The sequence below is a fragment of the Streptomyces sp. NPDC111516 genome (genome assembly GCF_055635345.1).
Window position 1 is genome coordinate 12,892 of record NZ_JBVKBV010000005.1, and the last position, 21,459, is coordinate 34,350.

A 21,459-nucleotide genomic window follows, 5' to 3' on the forward strand; every position below is an offset into this window, starting at 1 on the left:
CCACCCCGGCGCCCCGATCCGGCCGCACCGGCCGGATCATTGGGCGCCGGGACACACCAGCCCGCTCTCGAACGACGGCAGGCACGAGATATTGCCTGGAACACGGCGCAGCGCCGGCGGTCCTGGGCCGCACTCGCCAGCGTCGCCACCCACCGGTCCTCCAGCCGCTCGCTGCCTCCTCCTGCCTCTCGGTCATCGGCGGCGTCCCGGTACGCATGTCGCTGTTCATGCCAGCCCCGACGGCCCCCACGACGCCTTCGTCGCGGAGCCGCAGCAGCGTGGGAACGGTCTCGGAGACTGCCTGGTCAAGATGGGTACGTCGAGGACCTGGAACTCCGAAAGGCCCACGCACCCGGCGCCGCTGGTGACCTGGAAGGTCACGGAGCGGACCGACTTGCCGGGGAAGCGGAGCACGTACGGCGACCCGTCGTTGGGCAGCGCCGGGACGGTGATGACGCTGTTGTCGCCGAAGGTCGGTGTGCCGCCCTTGACCCAGTCGGCCGAGTTCGGCCGGTCGTTGAGCACGATGGTGTTCCTCTTCTGCGCGGTCGGCCAGGCGAGCTTGATCCACGGCGTCTGCTCGCTGTTCGAGGCCCACTCGCCGCGGCCGGTCGCGCCGGTGATGTCGTCGGCGACGCCGAGTCGGATGTGCGCGCTGAACCGGCTCGACGCGGTAATCGGATCGGTCGGGTGATCAGGACGGGATGCGGGTCGTCAACGGACCGCACAGTCGGCGCACACCCGGTGTGCTGGCGCGGTCCGAGGGTGTCAGGGCGCTAATCCGCGTTGACTTCGACGACGGTTCCGCTCAGGCGTGCACGCTCGGCCGCGAACACGACCCGATGGCTGGCCAGGCTCTCCTTCAGGCTGGTCGGAACGTTTTCGGGTGTTCCGTCACGGAGCGCCCTGATGAAGGACTCCAGGAGTCCGCGATCACCGCCGCCGTGGCCGTCGGAGGCCCAGTGTCCGGACTCGTCGGTGTCGATCACCGTGGTCCGCTCCGACAGGAAGTCGAACACTTCCAGGTGCTGTCCGTCCCCGGTGATCTGACCCCGGGTGCCGAAGATGCGGGTCTTGCGGTTCGTCCCCTCGGCGAATGCCGTCAGGGTGAAGCTGGCCGTCGCGCCGCCCTCGAATTCCATCTGCACCACCTGGTGGTCCACCACGTCGTTGTCGCTGGCATAGACACAGCGCCCGTAGGGCCCGTGGGCGAGTGCGTCCTCCACCGCCTCGGCGGTGAGATCCCCGGCCATCACGCGGGCCATGTAGCCCTCGAAGGAGTCGGGCTCGCTGACTCCCCGGCGGTACACCCGCGTCGCTGAGAATCCGCAGGTCGACTCGACGGAGCAGTCGATGCACCGATCGGCGGCGCCAGGCGGCCGGGCACCGGCGTGGAAGTGCTTGAGACTGCCGAACGAGGCCACCCGGGTCACGGGCCGGCCGACGATCGAGCACAACCAGTCGATGTCGTGGCAGGACTTGGCGAGCAGCAGCGGGCTGCTTTCCCGCGTGTTCCGCCAGTTGCCCCGGACGAAGGAATGGGCGAAGTGCGAGTGCCCGATCGGCTCGAGGTGCTCGACGCTGACGATCTCGCCGATCGCCCCGGAGGCGAGCAGGTCCTGGAGGGCCAGTGTGTAGGGCGTGTACCGAAGCACGTGGCAGACGGCGACGTTCACGCCGGCCTTGGCGGTGGCGTCCGCGATGGTGACGCAGTCCTGCTCGGTGGTCGCCATCGGTTTTTCCAGGATGATGTCGTATCCGCGCTCCGCGAAGGCGAGCGCCGCCTCGACGTGCTGATCGTCGAGCAGACTGATGACGACGATGTCCGCCAGGCGGTCCGGGGCCGCCATGTCGCGCCAGTCCTCGTAGACGTGGGCTTCGGTGAGGCCGAACCGCTCGGCGAAACTTCGGCGCGCGCCGGGGCGCGGTTCGGCCACTGCGACGATCTCCACCTGGTCGTCGAGCCGGGTCGCGGTCTCCGCGTAGGCGAAGCCGCGGGCCCCGGCGCCGGCGACCACCACGGTCGACGGCCGACCGGGTGCGTAGCGCAAAGCGGCAGGAGCCGCTGCCGGGCCCTGGGCGGCGTCGCCATCGGTCCGGTCGCCGTCGAGACGAAGTGAGCTGGGCATGTCGTGGATCATCCTTTCGTGGCCCCGCCGAGCAGGCCCTTGATGAAGTAGCGCTGGAAGAACAGGAAGAGGATCAGGATCGGGATCGTCGCCAGCACCATGAAGGCGAACACCGCCCCGAAGTCGGATACGTGCTCGCTGACTTGGCGGTACATGCCGACCGTGACGGTGTTGCCGTTGGCCGGCCCCAGGATGATGAGCGGCGTGATGAAGTCGTTCCACACGCTGACGGCCGTGAAGATCAGGACGCTGGCGGCGGCCGGCCGCATGAGCGGGAAGACGATCGCCCAGAACGTCCGCACCGGCCCGGCGCCGTCGATCGCCGCGGCCTCCTCGAGTTCCACCGGGATGTTCTTGATGAACCCCATGAAGACCAGCGCGCCGAACGGGATGTTCGCGGCGACGTTGACCAGGATGAGGCCGGGGACGGTCGACATCAGATGCAGGTACCTGAGCACCTCCATCACCGGCTCGAGCGTGACGGCGCTGGGAATCGTCAGCCCTGTGAGGACCAGGACGGTGACGACCCGCGCGGTACGCGTTCCTGCCCGCACGAGATAGTGCGCCAGCATTGCCGATATCACCGTCGAGACGACGATGGACAAGGCCGTCACCTGCACGCTGTTGATCAGCCCGGACCAGAACAATTGGTCGGGCCGCTCCAGGACACCGCGCAGGTTCGCCAAGGTGGGGTGCAGCGGCAGGGACCCAGGATTTGCGAAGATCTCGGCGCCCGGCTTCAGGGTGTTCGCCAGCACGAGGTAGATCGGCAGGGCAAAGAGCGCCGTCACCAGCAGGGCGGACAGCGTGCGCAGTGGACCGGTCGAACGCCGGAGTCGCCGCGGCACGGCGCCGCGTGGCATTTCCGCGGCGGTCACTGCTCGACCTCGCGGCGCCGCAGGACGCGGAGCACCGCCGTGGAGACGACCGCGATCAGCAGGAGCATCATCGTGGCCTTCGCCGCGCCGTACCCGACATGCGGGCCGTTGATCCCGGTCTCCACGACGTCGAAGGCCAGGGTGTATGTGGTGCCGATGCCCGGCCCGCCGTTCGTCATGACTTTGACCTGGTCATAGGCCTTGAATCCGCCGATCAGCAGCAGGACGGTGGTGATGGTCACGGCCGGCGCGAGCATGGGCCAGGTGACGGCGCGGAATCGGGTCACGGGTCCGGCTCCGTCAATGGCGGCGGCTTCCATCAGTTCTCGCGGCACGCTCTGCAGCCCCGCGAGATAGATGACCACGCATACGCCGAGCGACTGCCAGCACATGATCGACGCGACGCTGTACAACGCGATCCCCGGATCGGACAGCCACCCCGGCGGATGCGCGACGCCCATGCCATGCAACGTGCGGTTGAGCAGTCCGTCGTCGGTCAGGATCGTCTCCCAGATGACGCCGACGACGACCGAGGACAGGACCACCGGGACGAAGAAGATCGCGCGCATTCCGGCTTCTTCTTGTCCACCGAGGCGGAGAACCACGACCCCATCGGGTACATCGCCGCCTTGCCGTTGCGGAACGCCTGCTCGGTGTCGGCATACGAGCGGCTCAGCCCGGCCGAGTCGAGGTAGCCCTTGGCCGACAGGTCGGCGACCTTCTTGGCTGCCGCTGTGAACGCGGGATCGGCGAACTTCACCTTGTCGGCGTTGCGCTGGACGAACCAGTCCGGCTGCTTGGTCAGGACGTCGGCCGAGACCGTTGCCCCCAGCCCGAAGGCCGCCGCCCAGGTGTCCTGGCCGCCGCCGCCGACCTCGATCGGGGTGATGCCGGCGGCCTTGAGCTTGGCGCAGTCCGCAAGGAATTCTGCGTAGTTGGTCGGCGGCGCGGCGATCCCCGCCTTCGCGAAGTACTTCTTGTTGTAGTACACGAGCGGGATCGCCTGGACGTTGGACGGCAGCGCGTAGGTCTTGCCGCCGATGGCTCCGGCGTGTGGGTCCACGAAGTTCTTCGTGTCACTGGGGCTCCACTCGGCCAGCTCGCCCTTCTGGGCGAAACCGTCCGGCGGGATGCTCGTCATGATGTCCGGCGCCTGACCCGAGGCGTAGAGCTGCTGGAGGTACGCGGCGCTGTTCGTGCCGACCAGCTTCTTGATCGTCACACCCGGCACCTTCGCCGTCGCGCGGGCGATCGCGGCGTCCCAGTACGACGCGCTCAGATTCGGAGACTCGAACGTGAGGAAGGTGAGCGTCACGTTCTTGCCGTCGCCTTTGGCGCCGTGGGTGGAGTCGGCGGTGCCGGCCGTGCACCCGCTGAGCGCCAGGGGCACGACAGCCGTGACTGCGGCGATCGCGCGCAGGCCGATCCTTCGGGATCTGTGCATTGCAGTTCTCCTTGAATGACCGCCGGAAACCGACGGGTGTCGATGGATCCATCCGCATTGCTCTGCTCCGCCCGACCTGCGGATTTTTAATGAAACTTTCTTTTCTTATGGTTGGGGCGGTAGTGTGGCACGCCGATACGACGAGGGTCAAGGGACGATGCATGTGAGTGTTCTGAGCGGAGATCCGTCGGTGCTGCGCCGACTCAACTCAGCCGCAGTGCTGAGGGTCCTGCACCAGGCGAGGCGGCGGAGTCCGGCAGAGCCCAACGCCGCCGCCTCGCTGAGGCTGGCTCAGATCGCGAAGGCCGTTGGCGTCTCCCGGCCGACGGCCGAGGATGTCGTCGAGGAGCTGCTGGCCCAGGGGCTGCTCGAAGAGGTCCCGGCGACCACGACCGGGGCCCGCGCAGCCGGACGCCCGGCCCGGCATTTCTGCTTCCGGGCCCGGTACGGCTACGTGCTGGGCGTCGACGTGGGACCGGACTCTACGCGCGTGCTGGTGACCGATCTGATGGGCACGGTGATCGCAGCCCATCGGGCCGACGTCCCGGTCCGGGCCGGGCGTGCCGAGCGGATCGACGTCATCCGGCGCGGCGTGAGCGCGGCGATGGCCCAGGCTTCGGTCGTCGACGAGCAGGTCCTGAGCATGGCGGTCGCGACGACCGGCATCGTCGATGCCGAGGGGCGCGTCGCCTTGTCGCTGCTGCCGGGTTGGACCGGCCTCGACTTCGCCGCGGAACTCGGCGACCTCGTCTCCGCACCGATCGCCGTCGAGAACGACATGCGCGCCGGCGCGGTCGCCGAACGCTGGATCGGCGCGGCCACGTCGGCCGACAACGTCGTCTATCTCCACGCCGGACTCCGGATGGGAACCGGCTTCCTCATCGACGGCCACATCCCCCGCGGGCGCCACGGCGCCGCCGGCGAGCTCACCTTGAGCAGCGGAACGCGCCTGGTCAAGGCCTACCGCCGACTCTGCGGCCAGGCGGTGCCGGGCCCGGTCCATGACCAGTCGCCCGAGGTACTGATCCCGGACGCGCGGCCGGTCTTCGAAGACGCGGCACGCGGAGAACCGGTCGCCGTGCGCGCGGTCAAGACCTTCGCACGCGAACTCGTCAAGACCGTCGAAGGGCTCATCGTCGCCATCGACCCGGAGGTCGTCGTCATCGGCGGACCTCTGTCGTGCGTCGGGGAAGTCGTCGTCGAGCCCATCCGGCAGCACCTTGCCACTGCGTGCGTGTTCGAACCCCGTGTCGAGGTCTCCGACCTCGGGGACGACGCCGTCGCACTGGGTGCCGTGCGGATCGCATTGAACGCGGTCGAGGCCAGGCTGTTCCTCACCGCGAACGAGTGACGGAATCAGTCCACTTGCCGCGTCATCGCCAGAACTGCCGCCGTCCTCAGGCTCGTTGGTCGAGCACCTTGAGTAACCGGACCCCTGGCCGGCGAGCGAAGAGTCTGTCACTCCGAGCGGCCAGACTGGTGGCGTCGATCTCCTCGTCGACGGCACATCGGCGAAGCGTGCACCTCGACCACACCACCTCTCCCGCCCTGGTCCACGAGGCCGTCGCGATCGAATTCAAGGCTGAGCCTGCGGCGGTGCTCGCGTCAGTGGTGCGCGTGGTCGTCCAGCACGTCCGGTGACTGGTTGCTGGTCGGGGCCGCGTTATCGGGAGGGAAGAGGCGGTGGCGGATTTCCCGCTGGAACTGCTCCTGCGTAAGGTCTATGTGCTCGGCCATGAGCACTGCTGCCCGGTCCTCTTCTCCGGACGCGATCGCGTCCGCGATCGCCAGGTGCTGCTCTGCGGCCACCACTAGCGACCCACTCGTGTTGCCTGCCAGCCCGATGGCGCTGACCTGCCGCTGGAGCCGCTGGACGGACTCGAGGGTCGCAGAAAAGAAGGTGTTGGCCGCTGCGGTCCCGACCCTGCCGTGGAACAGCTCGTCGGCCTGGTTGAACGCTCTGATGTCGTTGCGTTCTGCCGCGTCCGCCGACTGCTGTGCCGCTTCGCGCAGCGCCTTCACCTGGGAGGGTACGGCCCGCTGCGCCGCCATACGCGCGGTGGTGGTCTCCACGAAGCGGCGGAACTCGAACATCTCGTCCACCTGCTGAAGGTTCGCGGGCAGGAAGTGGGAGACCGACTCCCGCCACAAGTCGCCCCCCGGCTCGGCGACATAGATGCCCCTGCCCTTCTGCACGGAGAGCCGCCCCAGGGCGGAGAGGATCTTCACCGCCTCCCTGACCACCGTTCTGCTCATCTGGACGGCGTCGGCCAGGTCCTTCTCCGTCAGCAGGCGAGCACCGGGCTCGAGGCGTTCCTGGACGATGTACTCGAGGATCCGCTCCGCGGCAATCTCGTAACCGGGTCGATAAGCACCCGCCGCACCCGCCTGTTGTGGCACAGGTGGCGACGGCTCGCGTCGGGTCAACCTCGCTCCTCGGTCTCCTCTACGGGCCCGCTCGCGGGCGAGAGGGCAAGCTCTCCATCGAGACTACCAAACTGGTTTTCCAGATCTATCTGATGCGCAATATCTGGCAAATCAGACCCATGGGGGTTGACGTCATTCTGTGTTCGCCGCGACACTCAGCCCCGCGACGGCCGGTGCAGCGACTTCAGTGCCTCGCTCCACTTCAACGCCAACTCGCGCCGGCTGCTGCGGTCCTCCTCTGCCGGTCCTGCGGGGCTCGCGGCTCGCGACACCTGTCCGTCATCATCAACGGCTCCGAGGACTGAGCCGAACACGAAGATGGGGCACTATGGCTCACCGTTCTTCCAAAGGGGCATCGAAGGTTTCCATGCGCTGCCGGTCGAGGGCATCGTCCAAAGTAGTCGCGGCCATGATCAACGACAGATGAGTGAACGCCTGCGGGAAATTGCCCAGCTGCTCACCGCTGGGGCCTATCTCCTCGGCAAACAGACCGACATGGTTGGCGTAGGTCTGCATCTTCTCGAAGGCGTAACGCGCCGGGCGCAAGCGCCCAGCGCGGGCGAGGGCGTCCACATAGAGGAAGGTGCACAGGCTGAAGGTGCCTTCGGAGCCGCGCAGTCCGTCGGGGGAGGCCTCGGGGTCATAGCGATAGACAAGGCTGTCCGACACGAGGGTGCGTTCCATGGCGTCGAGCGTGGACAGCCAGCTCTCCGTCTTCGGAGCCAGAAAGCCGACGCGGGGGATGAGCAGCAGCGCGGCATCGAGGACTTCGCCTCCGTAGTGCTGCACGAGAGCCTGGGACTTCTCGTTCCAGCCGCGTTCCATCACCTGTTCAAGGATGGCATCACGAGAGGCGGTCCACCGCACCGTGTCGGCGGGACGGCTGTACTCGGCCGCCAAGCGCAGCCCCCGATCGAAGGCCACCCAGGACATCACTCGACTGAAGGTGAAGTCCTTGCGCCCGCCGCGGGTTTCCCACACGCCCTCGTCGGGCCGGTCCCAGGAGTCAGCAAGCCAGTCCAACGTCCGGGCGACGTTCTTCCAGCCGTGATAGCCGGCCCGCATGGTGATCTCGCCGCCCTCGGCCAACGCGTAAAGCGCCTCGCCGTAAATATCCAGCTGCAACTGATCGGCGGCGCCGTTCCCGGCCCTCACCGGATACGAGCCGCGATAGCCCTCGAAGTGTGTGAGCTCCTCCTCCGGAAGCTGAGGATCTCCGTCGACGCGGTACATGATCTGCAGCGGTTCACCTCCGATGCCCTCACGAGCTCGGAAGCGGTCTCCCAGCCAACGAGTGAAGTGCGCCGCCTCTTCGACATACCCGAGGTCGAGCAGGGCCCGCACCGACAAAGAACCGTCACGGACCCAGGTGTACCGGTAGTCCCAGTTGCGTTCCCCGCCGATCTGCTCAGGCAGACCCATGGTGGCTGCGGCGACCGGAGCGCCCGTCGGAGCGTAGGTGAGCAGTTTGAGAGTGATGGCCGACCGGTTCACCACTCCCGGCCAGCGCCCACGGTACCGGGAGGCGCGAACCCAGCGCTGCCAGAATCCCACCACGTCCCAGAACTGGCTGATCACGCCGTCCGGTGTCGGGGGAACCGGGGGCTGACTGTCCACGGTGTCGACGGTGAACACCGCGGCAGCCACCTGCCCCGCGTTCAAAGTGACGGCACCCCGTACGTCCCTGCCGTCCGGCTGCAAGGGGAACGTGCTCTGCACATACGCGGTGACACCCGGAGCCCGGAAGGTCGCGGTGCCGTCGCGGACGTCGAGCTCATGGTCGGCCCGGCCGTAGTCGAACCGCGGCCGACACTCCAACACGAAGCGCATACTGCCACGTACTGCCCGCACTCCCCGGATCAGTGTATGCCGGTCGGTGGCCCTGCCGGTTCGGCCCGGCGGCATGCAGTCGAATACCTCCCCAACCCCGTCGGGCGACAGAAAACGCGTCACCAGGACCGCGGTGTCGGGATAGTAAAGCTGCTTGCACGTGGCGCCCCTGGCCTCCGGAGCGAACAGGAAACGGCCGCCGCGATCATGATCGAGTAGGGCGGCGAATATGCTGGGCGAGTCGAACCGGGGGGCCGCGAACCAGTCGATGACCCCCTGCGAAGAAACCAGGGCGGCTGTCTCCAGATCGCCGACGACGCCGTGGTCGGCGATGGGCGGGTAACGGTCCATCGTCCTGCTCGCCTTTCTGAGGCCCTTCTTCCACTGTCGTCTTGGTCTGCCAGGGACGCCAGGGGAGCACCACACGGGCCGGGTACGCGAGCAGCGCTCAGGATGCGGGGGCGCCGATGCCCGAGCCGCACCGGCGCCGGGTTCGACTTCGACGGGGCCACGGGCTGACAACCGACCCGACAGTGCCCCGCGAGCAGTCGCCGTGCGAGCCTGCGGTGCTCGGCTCATGCTGGAAGAAAGAGGGGGGTGTGGCGACAGAGGAAGTGGTGGGGATGCGAACCGTAGTGGACCTCACGCGCTGCCAGGGCTATGCACAGTGCGTATTCCTCGCACCAAAGATGTTCGAACTGCACGGCGAGGAAGGATTGCTGTACGCCACGGCCGTCCCGGACGACCAGGCCGAACACGTGCGCCAGGCTGCGGCGGCCTGTCCGGTCCAGGCCATCCTCGTCGGTGAAGAGGTGAACCCCGATGGCCGCCGGTGATCTTCGGGAGGGCCGGATCGTGCTCGTCGGTGCGTCTCTGGCTGGGCTGAGGGCCGCGGAGACGCTGCGCGAAGAGGGCTTCACCGGCTCCCTCACGGTGGTCGGGGACGAACCCCATCCGCCCTACGACCGGCCGCCGCTCTCCAAGCAGGTACTTCTCGGCCAGGCAACGGCGGACACCACCGAACTGCCTATGCGCCGGGACCCGGACGCCGATTGGCGGCTGGGAACGGCCGCCACCGGGCTGGACCCTCTGGAGAAGCGGGTGCTGCTGGCGGACGGAGAGTCGCTGCCGTACGACCGGCTGCTGATCGCCACAGGGACCCGGGCGCGGCCCTGGCCCAACCCGGCAGAGGGCGCCCTGGACGGGGTGTTCACCCTGCGCACACGTGAGGATGCCGCAGGACTGGCCGAGCGACTGGACGCCGGGCCGAGGCGGGTGCTGGTGATCGGTGCCGGTTTCACCGGCTCGGAGATCGCCTCGGCCTGCCGGGAGCGCGGACTGGACGTCACGGTTGCCGAACGCGGCCCCGCGCCCCTGGTGGGCGCACTCGGCGGCACCCTGTCGAAGCTCGCGGCCGTCATGCAGCGCAACCACGGCGTAGACCTGCGCTGCGGAGTAACCGTCACCGCCCTGCGCGGGAACGGCAGCTTCACCGGCGCGGACCTGTCCGACGGCACGCGTGTCGACGCGGACGTGTGCGTCGTGGCGCTGGGGGCGGTCCGCAACGTCGAATGGCTGGCCGACTCCGGACTGGCGGCGGGCCCGCGCGGGATCGCCTGCGACGCCGGGTGCCGCGCCTTCAACATGTACGGCATCGTCACCGACGACGTCTTCGTGGCCGGCGACGTCTCCCGCTTCCCCCACCCGCTCTTCGGTTACCAGATGCTCTCCCTGGAGCACTGGGGCAACGCGGTCGAGCAGGCCGAAGTGGCAGCCCACAACATGATCAACCCGGGGCCCAGGCAGCGCCCGCACCTGGCCATCCCGACATTCTGGTCGACCCAGTTCGGGCTCAACATCAAGTCCGTGGGCGTACCGACCTTCTCCGACCACGTGGTCATCGCCCAGGGCTCTTTGGAGGCGCGCCGTCTGGCAATGGTCTACGGCTACCAAGGGCGGGTCACCGCCGCGGTCACCGTCGACATGGCCAAGTCGCTCAACTACTACCGGCACCTGATCGAGACCGCGGCCCCGTTCCCACCCCCGCCCGGCGCGCTGGACCGTGCGCTCGCGGCCGACGTCCCGATTCCGTCCGACGTACCGGATCCGAAGGGGCTGTCCCACGGCCCCACCGTGGCACTCACCGGATACCTGCCCGACCGCCGACTGACCGTGCTGCAGCACCCGCGCTGACACGCGTCCCGTCCCACGACGAGGAGCCATCATGGACTCCGAGACCCTGCTGGCACGGATAACCGACTACGCCAGCCGCCCCAACCCCTACCCGCTGTATGCGGAACTCCGCGCGGCCGGTCCCGTGGTATGGCAGGCGGACGACAGTTACCTGATCGGCACATACCACGAGATCGCCGCACTCCTTCACGACCCACGCATGAGTGTCGACCCCCGTACCCGTGGCGAAGTGACACACAAGCCGCCGTTCCTGCGGCTCGACGACCCGGAGCACCACAGGCTGCGCACGCTGGCCATGCGGCCCTTCGGGCCACCACACAACCCGGGCCGGGTGGACGCCATGCGCGGGGAGATCGACCAGATCACCAAGGAACTGCTGGCATCCTTCGAGGCAGCGCGGCAGATCGACATCGTCGACGACTTCGCCTACCCGCTGCCCGTCACAGTGATCTGCCGCCTGCTCGGCGTCCCCCGCGAGGACGAGCCGCTGTTCCGGGCCTGGTCCGACGCTCTGGTCACAGCCGCCGATGTCCGGCCCGGCCAGAACACCACCGAGGCGGACAAGGCCGGCGACCAGGCACGGGTCGAGATGGGCGGATACCTGGTCGACCTCGCCGAACAGCGCCGCGGCCGTCCGGAGGACGACATGCTCTCCGCCTTCGTCAACGAGCCGGATCCGACCCTGCGGCTCACCCAGGAAGAACTGGCAGAAACAGCCGTACTGCTGCTCATAGCCGGACACGAAACCACCGTCAACCTGATCACCAACGGGGTGCTCACCCTGCTGCGCCAGCCCGAGCACCTGGACCACCTGCGCCGCGACCCCGACCTGCTGCCGCAAGCCGTGGAGGAATTGCTGCGCTACGAACCCCCCGTCCACATGCGCGAACGCATCCCCCACGCCGACATCGAAGTTGCCGGCACCACGATCCCCACGGGCGCATCCGTCGTCCTGGCGCTGGCCTCGGGCAACCGCGACCCCATGAGGTTTCACGAGCCCGACCGGTTCGACCCCACCCGCCCGGACAACCAGCACCTCGGCTTCGGCAGCGGTATCCACCTGTGCTACGGCGCTCCCCTGGCCCGTATCGAGGCCCAGGCCGCACTCGGCGCGCTGATTCCCTACCTGGGCGCGGCGCGTCTGGTCCAGGACCCGCCTCCCTACCGGCAGAACGCCATGCTTCGCGGTCCCCGCCACCTGCCCATTCAGCTCTGAGTTCCGGCCCATGCCCATGTGATCGGGCAAGCACGACGCCTGGGGCGGCATCCGCCCGCCGTTCGCGGCAGGCGTCCTTGTGGCCGGTGGTGTCGCGATCGGTGCGCCCGGGACCGCCGATCGCGTCCACTGCGCCTCACGCCGCCAGGTCCCCGTCAGGTACCGCAGCACGGTGGTGGTGACCACGGCGGCCACGGCGGTTACTGATCCGATCCAACAGGAGCGCGGCGTGCGGCCGCCGACGGAGCGCACGGTGGGCCATGAGATGTGTCATGGCCCAGCAGACGCGGGAGACGGAGAAGGGGGGTTGGTGCTCGTCGTCGCGGACCATGCGCCGGTGCAGCGGCCGAACGCGCGGGCGTCAAACGCGGAGTGAGGGACCGTTCTCTTGAATGTGGACGGTGGCCACGCCGTGCGCGGCAGCGGCGCGGATCGCTCCCGCCGCGTACAGCAGCCCGCGTGTGCGGGAGGAGGTTTCCAGCCCCAGCCCTGAGCCGTCGCCGTGCGGAGTCTGGCTCATCTGCAGCAGCAGCGGTTGGGGATCCATGGCGCGCGAGCGTGTGGCGGCCCAGGATTTCGCACCGGGACGGATCTTCCCCGGTGCGTACGTGGCTGGTGCTGTGCTGCATGGCCATGCTGCATTTCTTCATCGCGGTTGACGTGACCGTGGTCGATATCGCCGACGCGGTCCACCCATCGCCGGGACGCAACCCGGTGAACCGTGCCGTCGTCCTCAACGACGGGTCGTCTCAAGGAGGTCATGCGGTGGGTCCGCACGCCGACATCGTCAAACCACTGCCGGAACTGCTCGGGTGCCACGCCCGGCGCCTCGGGGACAAGGTCTGTTTCCAGGACCGGCTCAGGCGTGTGACCTACCGGGAGCTGGACAGGAGAACCGCACGGCTGGCCGGTCACCTGGCAGGACTCGGCCTGGCGCGCGGTGACCGCGTGGCCGTACTGCTCGGCAACCGTGTCGAGGCGGTCGAAAGTCTGCTCGCCGTCACCCGGGCGAGCGGCGTGGGCGTACCTCTGGACCCCGGGAACTCGGAGGAGGAGCTGACCCGCTTGCTGGACGACAGCGGGGCACGAATGCTCATCGCCGATGACGCCTGCCTGACGCGGCGGAGAACGCTGCCGTTCCGCCCCGGGCTGACCGTGGTGATGGTCGAAGGCGGCGCCGAGGACGGGGGCGTGGGCTTGCCTTCGTGGGCGGACTTCGAGGCGTCGGCGGACGAGGCCGGCGGAACCGGGGGCCGGCCCGCCGCGGTCGCGGGCGCGGGCGGCGTTCTCCGGTACGAGGAGTTGGCGGGTACGGAGCCGCGGACGCCGGCCCGGGACGATCTCGCACTGGACGAAGTGGCCTGGCTGCTCTACACCTCGGGCTCCTCCGGCGCGCCCAAGGGCGTCCTGTCCACCCAGCGCAACCGCCTCGCGCCGGTCGCGACCGGCCTCGTCGGCGTCCTTGGCCTGTCCGAACAGGACCGCGTGCTGTGGCCGCTCCCCCTCCATCACGCGATGAGCCAGGTGGTGTGCTTCCTCGGAGTGACCGCGGTGGGGGCGAGCGCGGTGCTGCTGCCCCGCTTCTCGGTGGCGGGGGTGCTCGGCGAACTGCGGCGTGGGGAAGCCTCGTTCACCCTGCTCGGTGGGGTCCCCACCACGTATTCGGCGTTGCTCGACGCGGTCCGGGGCGAGGAGAGCGGCAAGGACGGCGGCGGTCTTGGCGCCCCAGCGCTGCGGGGTTGCGTCAGCGGTGGCGCCGCGGCGGGGCCCGGGTTCCGCGAGTCCTTCGAGGCGATCTGCCGTGTCCCCTATCTGGAGCACTACGGCAGCACGGAGGCGGGCCCGGTCACCATGCCGGCGCCGGGCGAGGCGACGGCGTCCGGGGCGTGCGGCCGCGTGCTGCCCGGTACCCGGGTGCGGGTCGGCGGGGGCCCCGACGGCCGGGACACGGGCGAGGGCGAGTTGTGGGTCAACGGGCCCGGGGTCATGGCCGGTTACCACGGCAGGCCGGAAGCCACCGCGGAGGCACTGCGCGACGGCTGGTTCCGCACGGGTGACCTGGCCAGGATCGATGCCTTCGGTGGACTTGCCATCACCGGCCGGGCGAGTGATCTGATCGTTCGAGGCGGGGTGAACATCCACCCTTCGGAAGTGGAGATGGTGCTGCGGCGGCTGCCGGGGGTGGCGGACGCCGCCGTGGCCGGACGCCCGCACCCCGTCTTCGGCGAGGTGCCGGTCGGCTATCTGGTACCCGAGCCCGGTGGCGGCGTGCTGGACAGGGGGCGCGTCCTCGCCGCCTGCCGTGCGGAACTGTCCGGCTTCAAGGTACCCGTCGAGCTGTTCGAGGTGGCGGACATTCCCCGTACCGCCTCCGGGAAGACCCTGCGGCGGGACCTCGCCGGCCGGCCGGCACGGACGCTGGGCGCGGAGGCCGCCGGGAAGCCGTCGGAGGGCCTGCCGGCCCTGGTGCGGAGCGAGGTGGCGGCCGTGCTCGGCTGTGCAGCTCAAGCGGTGGAGCCGAACACGGCACTACGGGACCTGGGGATGGACTCCCTGACGGCGACGGTGCTGCGGGAGCGGTTGTCGGCGGTGACCGGCCTGCCTCTCTCCGAGGCCGTCGCCTTCGACTTCCCCACGGTCGCCGCGCTCGCCGCCCACCTCGGGGAACGGAACGCCGCCGCGCCGGCCGGCGCCGGGCCCGTGAACCGGAGTGCGGCCCGGTCGGACGACGACCCTGTGGTGATCGTGGGGATGGCATGCCGCTATCCCGGAGACGTGGCCTCTCCCGAGGAACTGTGGCGGCTGGTCGCCGACGGGAGGGACGCCATCGGTCCCTTCCCCACCGACCGGGGCTGGGACACCCGGGCGTTGTACGACCCGGATCCCGGGCGGCTCGGACGGACGTATGTGCGCGAAGGCGGTTTCCTCTCCGGTGCGGACCGCTTCGACCCCGGCTTCTTCGGCATCTCTCCCCGCGAGGCGCCGGCCATGGACCCGCAGCACCGGCTGCTGCTCGAAGTGGCGTGGGAGGCCTTCGAGCACGCCGGTCTCGTCCCCCGCACCCTGCGCGGCTCGGCGACCGGGGTGTACGTCGGGCTGATGTACAGCGACTACGCCCGCCACCTGACAAAGACGCCCGAGCATGTCGAGGGGTACCTCGGCCTCGGCAACGCCGGAAGCGTCGCCTCGGGTCGTATCGCCTACACCTTCGGCCTCGAAGGCCCTGCCATCACCGTGGACACGGCATGTTCCTCGTCCCTGGTGGCCCTGCACCTGGCGGCCCAGGCGCTGCGCCGGGGTGAGTGTGCCTTCGCGTTGGCCGGCGGCGCCACGGTGATGTCGGGCCCCTCGTCGTTCGTGGAGTTCAGTCGCCAGCGGGCGCTGGCTCCGAACGGCCGATGCAAGGCGTTCGGTGCGTCCGCCGACGGCACGGGGTGGGCCGAGGGCGCCGGCATGCTGCTGCTGAGCCGGTTGTCCGAGGCGCGCCGCGCCGGACTTCCGGTACTGGCGGTGGTGCGCGGTTCCGCGGTGAACCAGGACGGGGCGAGCAACGGGCTGACCGCACCGCACGGACCGGCGCAGCAGCGGGTGATCCGACAGGCGCTCGCGGACGCGGGGCTGACCCCCGGGGACATCGACGCGGTGGAGGCGCACGGCACCGGCACCCGGCTGGGGGACGTCATCGAGGCGGAGGCCTTCTTCGCGACGTACGGGCGCCAGGCGCGGCAGCGTCCCCTTTGGCTGGGCTCGGTGAAGTCGAACATCGGTCACACCCAGGCCGCCGCCGGAGTGGCCGGCGTGATCAAAATGGTGCAGGCGATGCGGCACGGCGTGCTGCCGCGTACGCTGCACGCCGACGAGCCGACCCCCCGTGTCGACTGGTCGACGGGGCGGATCACGCTGCTGACCCGGGCGGTGGAGTGGCCTGCTACGGACCGTCAGCGACGGGCGGGGGTGTCCTCGTTCGGCATCAGCGGCACCAACGCCCATGTGGTGCTCGAAGAGGCGCCGGACGACGGGGAGGCCGCACCGCCGTGTGCCGTGGCGGACGGCGGGACCGCGAGTGGCCGCGTCGGGCCCGGGGCGGCGCTGGAAGGTGCGGCACGTCCCGGACCGGTCGCGGTGGCCTTTCCGGTGTCGGCCAGGAGCGTGCCGGGGCTGCGGGCCCAGGCACGACGGCTGTACGACCATGTGGTCGCCGCCCCTGATACGGCCCCGGTGGACATCGGCTACTCGCTCGCCACCACGCGTGCGGCCTTCGAGCACCGGGCCGTGGTGGTGGCCCGCGACCGTGCCGAGCTGCTCGGCTCCCTGCGGGCCGTGGCGGAGGGCGGCGACCGGCACGGAGTACGCACGGGCACGTCCCGCCACCACGGCCCGCCGGCCCTGCTGTTCACCGGCCAGGGCAGCCAGCGCGTCGGCATGGGCCGCGAACTGTACGAGTCGCGGGATCTGCATCCGGCCTTCGCCAGTTCGTTGGACGAGTGCTTTGTCCTGTTCGACACGCTGCTGCCGGTGCCCCTGCGGGACGTCGTTTTCGCCGGGCCCGGTACGGAGACGGGCGCGCTGCTGCATACGACCCGGTTCGCGCAGCCGGCGCTCTTCGCCCTGGGGACGGCCTTGTTCCGGCAGTTCGAGGCCTGGGGGGTACGCCCCGGGCTGGTCGCCGGGCACTCGGTGGGCGAGGTGACGGCGGCACATGTCGCCGGGGTGTTGTCCCTCGCGGACGCGTGCACACTGGTGGCGGCCCGGGGGCGGCTGATGAACGCGCTGCCTCCGGGCGGCGCGATGGTGGCTCTGGCCGCCGGGGCGGACGAGGTGGCCGCCCACCTCGCCGAGACCGGTGGTGCGCTGGAGATCGCCGCGGTCAACGGGCCCGCCTCGGTGGTCGTCTCGGGCGACGAGGCCGCGGTGCGGGAGGCCGCCGCGTACTTCCGGATGCGGGGCCGTTCGGCAACGCCACTGCGGGTTGGCCACGCCTTCCACTCCGCTCGGATGGAGCCCGTGCCGGCCGACTTCGCGGACGTGGTCCGGCGTCTGTCCTTCACCGCGCCGCGGCTGCCTCTGATCTCTGCCGTGCCGGGCCGGGCGGCCACCGACGAGGAGCTGTGCACACCGGAGTTCTGGGTGGACCATGTCCGCCGTCCGGTCCGCTTCGCCGATTCGGTGGCGCACCTGGGTGAGCGAGGCGCGGCACACTACGTCGAACTGGGGCCGGACGGGGTGCTCACCGGCCTGGTACGAGATTGCCTCGCCTCGTCCGGACCGGCCCCGGCGGACCCGGACACGGGCGAAGCGGGCGGCGGCAAGCGGGGCCCGGCACCGCTGGTCCTGCCGACACTGCGCGGGACGCGGCCGGAAGCGGACGCCCTGCTCGACACGCTGGCCGCGCTGCACGCCCACGGCGTGCCCGTCGACTGGCGGGCCGTCTTCGCCGGGCGCGGCGGGCGGCGCGTCGCACTGCCCACGTACGCCTTCCAGCGCCGCCGGTACTGGCTGGAGCCCGACCCGGGGCTGCCGCCCGTGTCCCCGACGGCCGAGGCCACCCATCCGTTCCTGCGGTCGGACACCCGCACGGCCGACGACGACGGAGTGCTGCTGAGCGGGGTGCTCTCGGTGCGCGACCAGCCGTGGCTCGCCGACCATGTGGTGGCTGGGGAGATCTTGCTGCCGGCGACCGCCTTCGTCGAAATGGCCCTCCACGCCGGCGAGTTGGCGGGCGCGGCCGTCCTGGACGAGCTCGTCCTGACCGCGCCGCTGCCCTTGCCCTCGGACGGTGCCGTCGCCTTGCAGGTGAAGGTGGCGGGGGCGGACGACGCGGGACGGCGGACCGTGCTCTTCCACTCCCGGCCGCACACTCCGGCGGGTGACCAGCCCTGGCTCCGGAACGCCGCCGGCACTCTTTCGCCGGCGCAGCCGCCCGCGAACCGGGGAGCCGCCGCCACCGAGACCGGCGCCGCGCCCCGGCCGCACGCGTCCTGGCCGCCGCAGGCGGCGGTGCCACTGCATGCCGACGGTCCGGGGACCGGACCGTACGAGCGGCTGGCCGCCGACGGGCTGTTCTACGGCCCCGCCTTCCAGGGCATGCACGCCGCCTGGAGGCGCGGGGAGGAACTGTACGCCGACGTCGCGCTGCCCGAAGCGGCCCGGGACCCGCACCCGGAGGCGGACGGCCCGGACTTCGTCCTGCATCCCGCACTGCTCGACGCGGCGCTGCACGCCCTGGCCCTGGACCGCCTTGTCACGAACGGTTCCGGGACAGCCGGTCCGGCGGCCGACGGGTTGTCCCTGCCGTTCGCCTTCAGCGGAGTGCGCGTGCACACCACCCGCGTACAGCGCTTGCGGGTACGGATGACCCCCGGGCCCGACGGGCAGGCCGGAGTGGAGCTGGCCGACGAGACGGGCTCACCGGTGGCGACGGTCCGTTCGCTGACGCTCCGGCCCCTTCCGCGTTCCGGCTCGGCGACGGCGGACGCGGTCACCGGTGCTCTCCACCGGACGGACTGGTTGCCGCTGACCGAGCCGCCCGAACCCGTGGCGATGCCCCGCTGGGGGGTTCTGGGCACGGCGGGCACACGGCTGGTGGATGTCCTCGCACCCCCGGGTTCCGGCGTCCCGGTGTACCCCGGACCCGCGGCGTGCGACGCGTCGTCGGCCGTCGTCGTGGCACCGTGCCCGCCGCCCGAAACGACCGGCGGCGCGCAGGACCGAGCCGCCGGGCTGCTGCGGGCAGCGGACTGGGCGCTGAGGCTCGTGCAGGAATGGCTCGCCGAACCGCACCTGTCCCGCTCCCGTCTCGTCCTCGTGACGTCCGGTGTCGTCACTTCGGCCGACGACGGATTCCCTGCGGATGGCGCCGGTCGCGGGAATGACGGCCGATCCGGCAAAACAGCGTCCGTACCGTTGCACACACCGGTGTGGGGACTGGTCCGCTCGGCCCTGCGGGAGAACCCGGGCCGCTTCGCCCTGATCGACGTGGACGAACACCCCGACTCCTTCAGTGCCCTGCCCGCCCTGCTGGCCGCCTCGGTGCCCGAGGCAGCCGTACGCCGAGGGACGGCGTACGTGCCGAAGCTGGTGCCACTGGCCAAGGCGGCACCGAAACCGCAGAAGCGGCTGCCGCTCGACCCGGAGGGCACCGTCCTGGTCACCGGCGGCACCGGTTCCCTGGGCATGCTGGTGGCGCGGCACCTGGTCACCGCCCACGGCGTCCGGCATCTGCTGCTCGCCGGCCGGCGCGGGCCCGACGCGCCAGGGGCCCGGGAACTCGTCGCCGAACTCCGTGAGGCGGGTGCCCAGGTGACCGTTCACGCCTGTGACGTCGCGGACCGGACCGCGCTCGCCGCCCTGCTCGGCGCGGTACCGGCGGCCCACCCGCTGACCGGCGTGGTGCACACCGCGGGAGTGCTGGACGACGGCGTCGTCGCGGCGCTCACCACCGACCGTCTGAGGCGGGTGCTGCACCCCAAGGCGGATGCCGCTCTCGCTCTGCACGAACTGACCCGGGAACACGACTTGGCGGTGTTCGCGCTGTTCTCCTCGGTGGCGGGTACCTTCGGCTCCGCCGGCCAGGCCAACTACGCCGCGGCCAACTGCGTGCTCGATGCCTTGGCACGACACCGCGGGCGGCTCGGACTGCCCGGTACGTCGATCGTCTGGGGCCCCTGGCGGCAGAACGACGGCATGATGGCGCACCTCGGCGACGCGGATCGGCAGCGGATGACCCGCTCCGGGTTCGGCCCGCTCGGGCCGGAAGAAGGTCTGGCCCTCTTCGACGCCGCCGTGGCCGGTGACGAACCCGTGGTGGTGGCGGCCCGCCTCGCTCCGGCCGCTCTCCGCGGCGGCGACCCGGCGGCGAACAGGCTCCGAACGTCTGCCGCCGGCGCGGGCGGGGACCGACTCGGCCGGGTGCTGGCGGCTGCTCCCCCCGGCGAGCAGGGCGGGGTGGTGCTCACCAAGGTCCGGATCCTGGCAGCCCGCGTCCTGGGCCACCGGGAGGAGGCAAGCGAGATCGACGAGGACACCCTGCTGGCGGACCTGGGGCTGGACTCCCTGGCCGCGGTCGATCTGCGCAATGAGCTCGCGGCGTGGACGGGGCTGGCACTGCCGTCCACACTGCTGTTCGACTTCCCGACGCCGCGCGCGCTCGCCGCCGAACTGACGCGGCGGTATGCCGCCGAGGCACCTCCTGCGGGCGCCGGGTCCGACGGCCCGGTACGGCCCGAGGCCGCCGGCCCTCCGGGCTCCCCGGGGCGACCGGCGGACGACGGCGCGGGGGACGGTCCGGAGGCGGGCGCTCCGCCGGGCGCCCGGGTGCAGGCCACCGGCGCACCGCATGCCGGAGGAGCACCGGATTCCCTCGGCGCGCTCTTTCGTACCGCATGCGCCCGGGGACAGAGCTGGGACGGCATGGTGCTCCTCACCGTCGCCGCGCGCCTGCGCCCGGTCTTCGATACGGCCGGGGCGCCCGGTGCGACGCACGCACCCGTCATGCTCGCGGCGGGCGGCACGGCGGCCCGGCTGGTCTGCTCCCCCGCGCTCAGCGCGCTGTCCGGACCGCAGGAGTACGCGCGCCTCGGTGCCGGGCTGCGAGGGCTGCGGCCGGTTTCCGCGGTGCGGTACCCGGGGTTCGAGCCCCGAGAGGCTCTGCCCGCCACACTGGACGCCCTCGTCGCCGCCCAGGCCGCCGCCGTCCGCGCAGCGGCGGCCGAAGGCCCCCCGGTACTGCTCGGGCGGTCGGCCGGTGGCTGGGTGGCCCATGCCGTGGCCGAGCGTCTGGAGTCCGAGGGTGCCGCCCCGGCGGCCGTCGTCCTGGTGGACACCTATCCCCCCGGTCACGGCGACCGGGGTCAAGCGCTCTCCGCGATGACGTCGGACATGCTGCGCCGGGCGGCGGAATTCGCCTCTGCCGAGCCTGACCGGCTCACCGCCATGGCCGGATACTTCGAGCTCTTCAGTGACTGGAAGCCCGCGCCGCTCGCCTGTCCCACCCTGTACGTACGAGCCCGGGACCTGCTGCCCGGCGCCGAACCCGCCCCGGACTGGAGCCTGCCGCACGCCGAGGTCACCGTGCCCGGGGACCACTTCACCATGCTGGAGGAACACGCCCGTACCACCGCACTCGCCGTCCACCGGTGGCTCGGCAGCCGGGTCTGAGGACGTCCTGGGAGAGGCGCGGGTACGGGTGTGGGTATGGAACGGCTCCGTCCCGCGCACCCCCGCGCCCGGTCGGGCGGGCGGTCGGTCGGCCGGCCGGCCGGGCAGTCGGGCAGTCGGGCAGTCGGGCAGTCGGTCGGCCGGGCAGTCGGTCGGTCGAGCATCGGAGGGAGGCGCAGAAGTCTC

General features: G+C 70.8%; 13 protein-coding genes. 5 read left to right on the forward strand and 8 right to left on the reverse strand.

The genetic code is table 11. The features are described from left to right. Nucleotides 1-225: 225 nt before the first annotated feature. The 5 genes from ACZ7L9_RS12315 to ACZ7L9_RS12335 form a co-directional block, all read right to left on the reverse strand. Complete coding sequence (locus tag ACZ7L9_RS12315) at nt 226-678, reverse strand: DUF7402 domain-containing protein (RefSeq protein WP_471415184.1); 453 nt, start codon at nt 676-678, stop codon at nt 226-228. A gap of 98 nt (nt 679-776) precedes the next feature. After that, complete coding sequence (locus tag ACZ7L9_RS12320) at nt 777-2,129, reverse strand: Gfo/Idh/MocA family protein (RefSeq protein ID WP_471414712.1); 1,353 nt, start codon at nt 2,127-2,129, stop codon at nt 777-779. 8 nt (nt 2,130-2,137) lie between these two features. After that, nucleotides 2,138-3,007: a carbohydrate ABC transporter permease gene (locus tag ACZ7L9_RS12325; RefSeq protein ID WP_471414714.1), complete on the reverse strand. Its 870-nt coding sequence runs from the start codon at nt 3,005-3,007 to the stop codon at nt 2,138-2,140. Continuing rightward, nucleotides 3,004-3,576, reverse strand: a complete 573-nt coding sequence (locus tag ACZ7L9_RS12330) for a carbohydrate ABC transporter permease (protein WP_471414715.1) — start codon at nt 3,574-3,576, stop codon at nt 3,004-3,006. The genes ACZ7L9_RS12325 and ACZ7L9_RS12330 overlap by 4 nt, the downstream gene beginning before the upstream one ends. After that, nucleotides 3,504-4,451 carry an ABC transporter substrate-binding protein gene (locus ACZ7L9_RS12335; protein ID WP_471414717.1) on the reverse strand — a complete coding sequence of 316 codons (948 nt, stop codon included), beginning with the start codon at nt 4,449-4,451 and terminating at the stop codon, nt 3,504-3,506. The genes ACZ7L9_RS12330 and ACZ7L9_RS12335 overlap by 73 nt, the downstream gene beginning before the upstream one ends. Before the next feature lie 163 nt (nt 4,452-4,614). On the opposite strand from ACZ7L9_RS12335, the gene ACZ7L9_RS12340 reads away from it, so the two are divergent. Continuing rightward, the gene (locus tag ACZ7L9_RS12340; RefSeq protein WP_471414719.1) at nt 4,615-5,802 is read left to right on the forward strand and encodes an ROK family protein; all 1,188 of its coding nucleotides are present in this window, start codon (nt 4,615-4,617) and stop codon (nt 5,800-5,802) included. Between the two features lie 254 nt (nt 5,803-6,056). Here ACZ7L9_RS12340 and ACZ7L9_RS12345 read toward each other — a convergent pair whose 3' ends face one another. Next, nucleotides 6,057-6,878, reverse strand: a complete 822-nt coding sequence (locus ACZ7L9_RS12345) for a FadR/GntR family transcriptional regulator (protein ID WP_471414720.1) — start codon at nt 6,876-6,878, stop codon at nt 6,057-6,059. 333 nt (nt 6,879-7,211) lie between these two features. Continuing rightward, complete coding sequence (locus ACZ7L9_RS12350) at nt 7,212-9,059, reverse strand: glycoside hydrolase family 15 protein (protein WP_471414721.1); 1,848 nt, start codon at nt 9,057-9,059, stop codon at nt 7,212-7,214. Between the two features lie 272 nt (nt 9,060-9,331). Between ACZ7L9_RS12350 and ACZ7L9_RS12355 the strand changes: the two genes are divergently transcribed. From ACZ7L9_RS12355 to ACZ7L9_RS12365, 3 genes are read left to right on the forward strand one after another with little or no spacing between them, the layout of a single operon-like run. Continuing rightward, on the forward strand, nt 9,332-9,544 hold the full coding sequence (locus tag ACZ7L9_RS12355; protein WP_073781522.1) for a ferredoxin: 213 nt from the start codon (nt 9,332-9,334) through the stop codon (nt 9,542-9,544). Then, the gene (locus ACZ7L9_RS12360) at nt 9,531-10,901 is read left to right on the forward strand and encodes an NAD(P)/FAD-dependent oxidoreductase (RefSeq protein WP_471414723.1); all 1,371 of its coding nucleotides are present in this window, start codon (nt 9,531-9,533) and stop codon (nt 10,899-10,901) included. Before ACZ7L9_RS12355 ends, ACZ7L9_RS12360 begins: the two co-directional genes overlap by 14 nt. A 31-nt stretch (nt 10,902-10,932) precedes the next feature. After that, nucleotides 10,933-12,117 carry a cytochrome P450 gene (locus tag ACZ7L9_RS12365; RefSeq protein ID WP_471414725.1) on the forward strand — a complete coding sequence of 395 codons (1,185 nt, stop codon included), beginning with the start codon at nt 10,933-10,935 and terminating at the stop codon, nt 12,115-12,117. A 361-nt stretch (nt 12,118-12,478) separates the two neighbouring features. Here ACZ7L9_RS12365 and ACZ7L9_RS12370 read toward each other — a convergent pair whose 3' ends face one another. Continuing rightward, nucleotides 12,479-12,664: a hypothetical protein gene (locus tag ACZ7L9_RS12370; protein WP_471414726.1), complete on the reverse strand. Its 186-nt coding sequence runs from the start codon at nt 12,662-12,664 to the stop codon at nt 12,479-12,481. Nucleotides 12,665-12,717: 53 nt separating this feature from the next. Here ACZ7L9_RS12370 and ACZ7L9_RS12375 point away from each other — a divergent pair, with 53 nt between their 5' ends. After that, nucleotides 12,718-21,273 (forward strand): type I polyketide synthase, encoded by an 8,556-nt coding sequence (locus ACZ7L9_RS12375; protein WP_471414728.1) that lies wholly within the window; start codon nt 12,718-12,720, stop codon nt 21,271-21,273. The last annotated feature ends 186 nt before the right edge of the window (nt 21,274-21,459 follow it).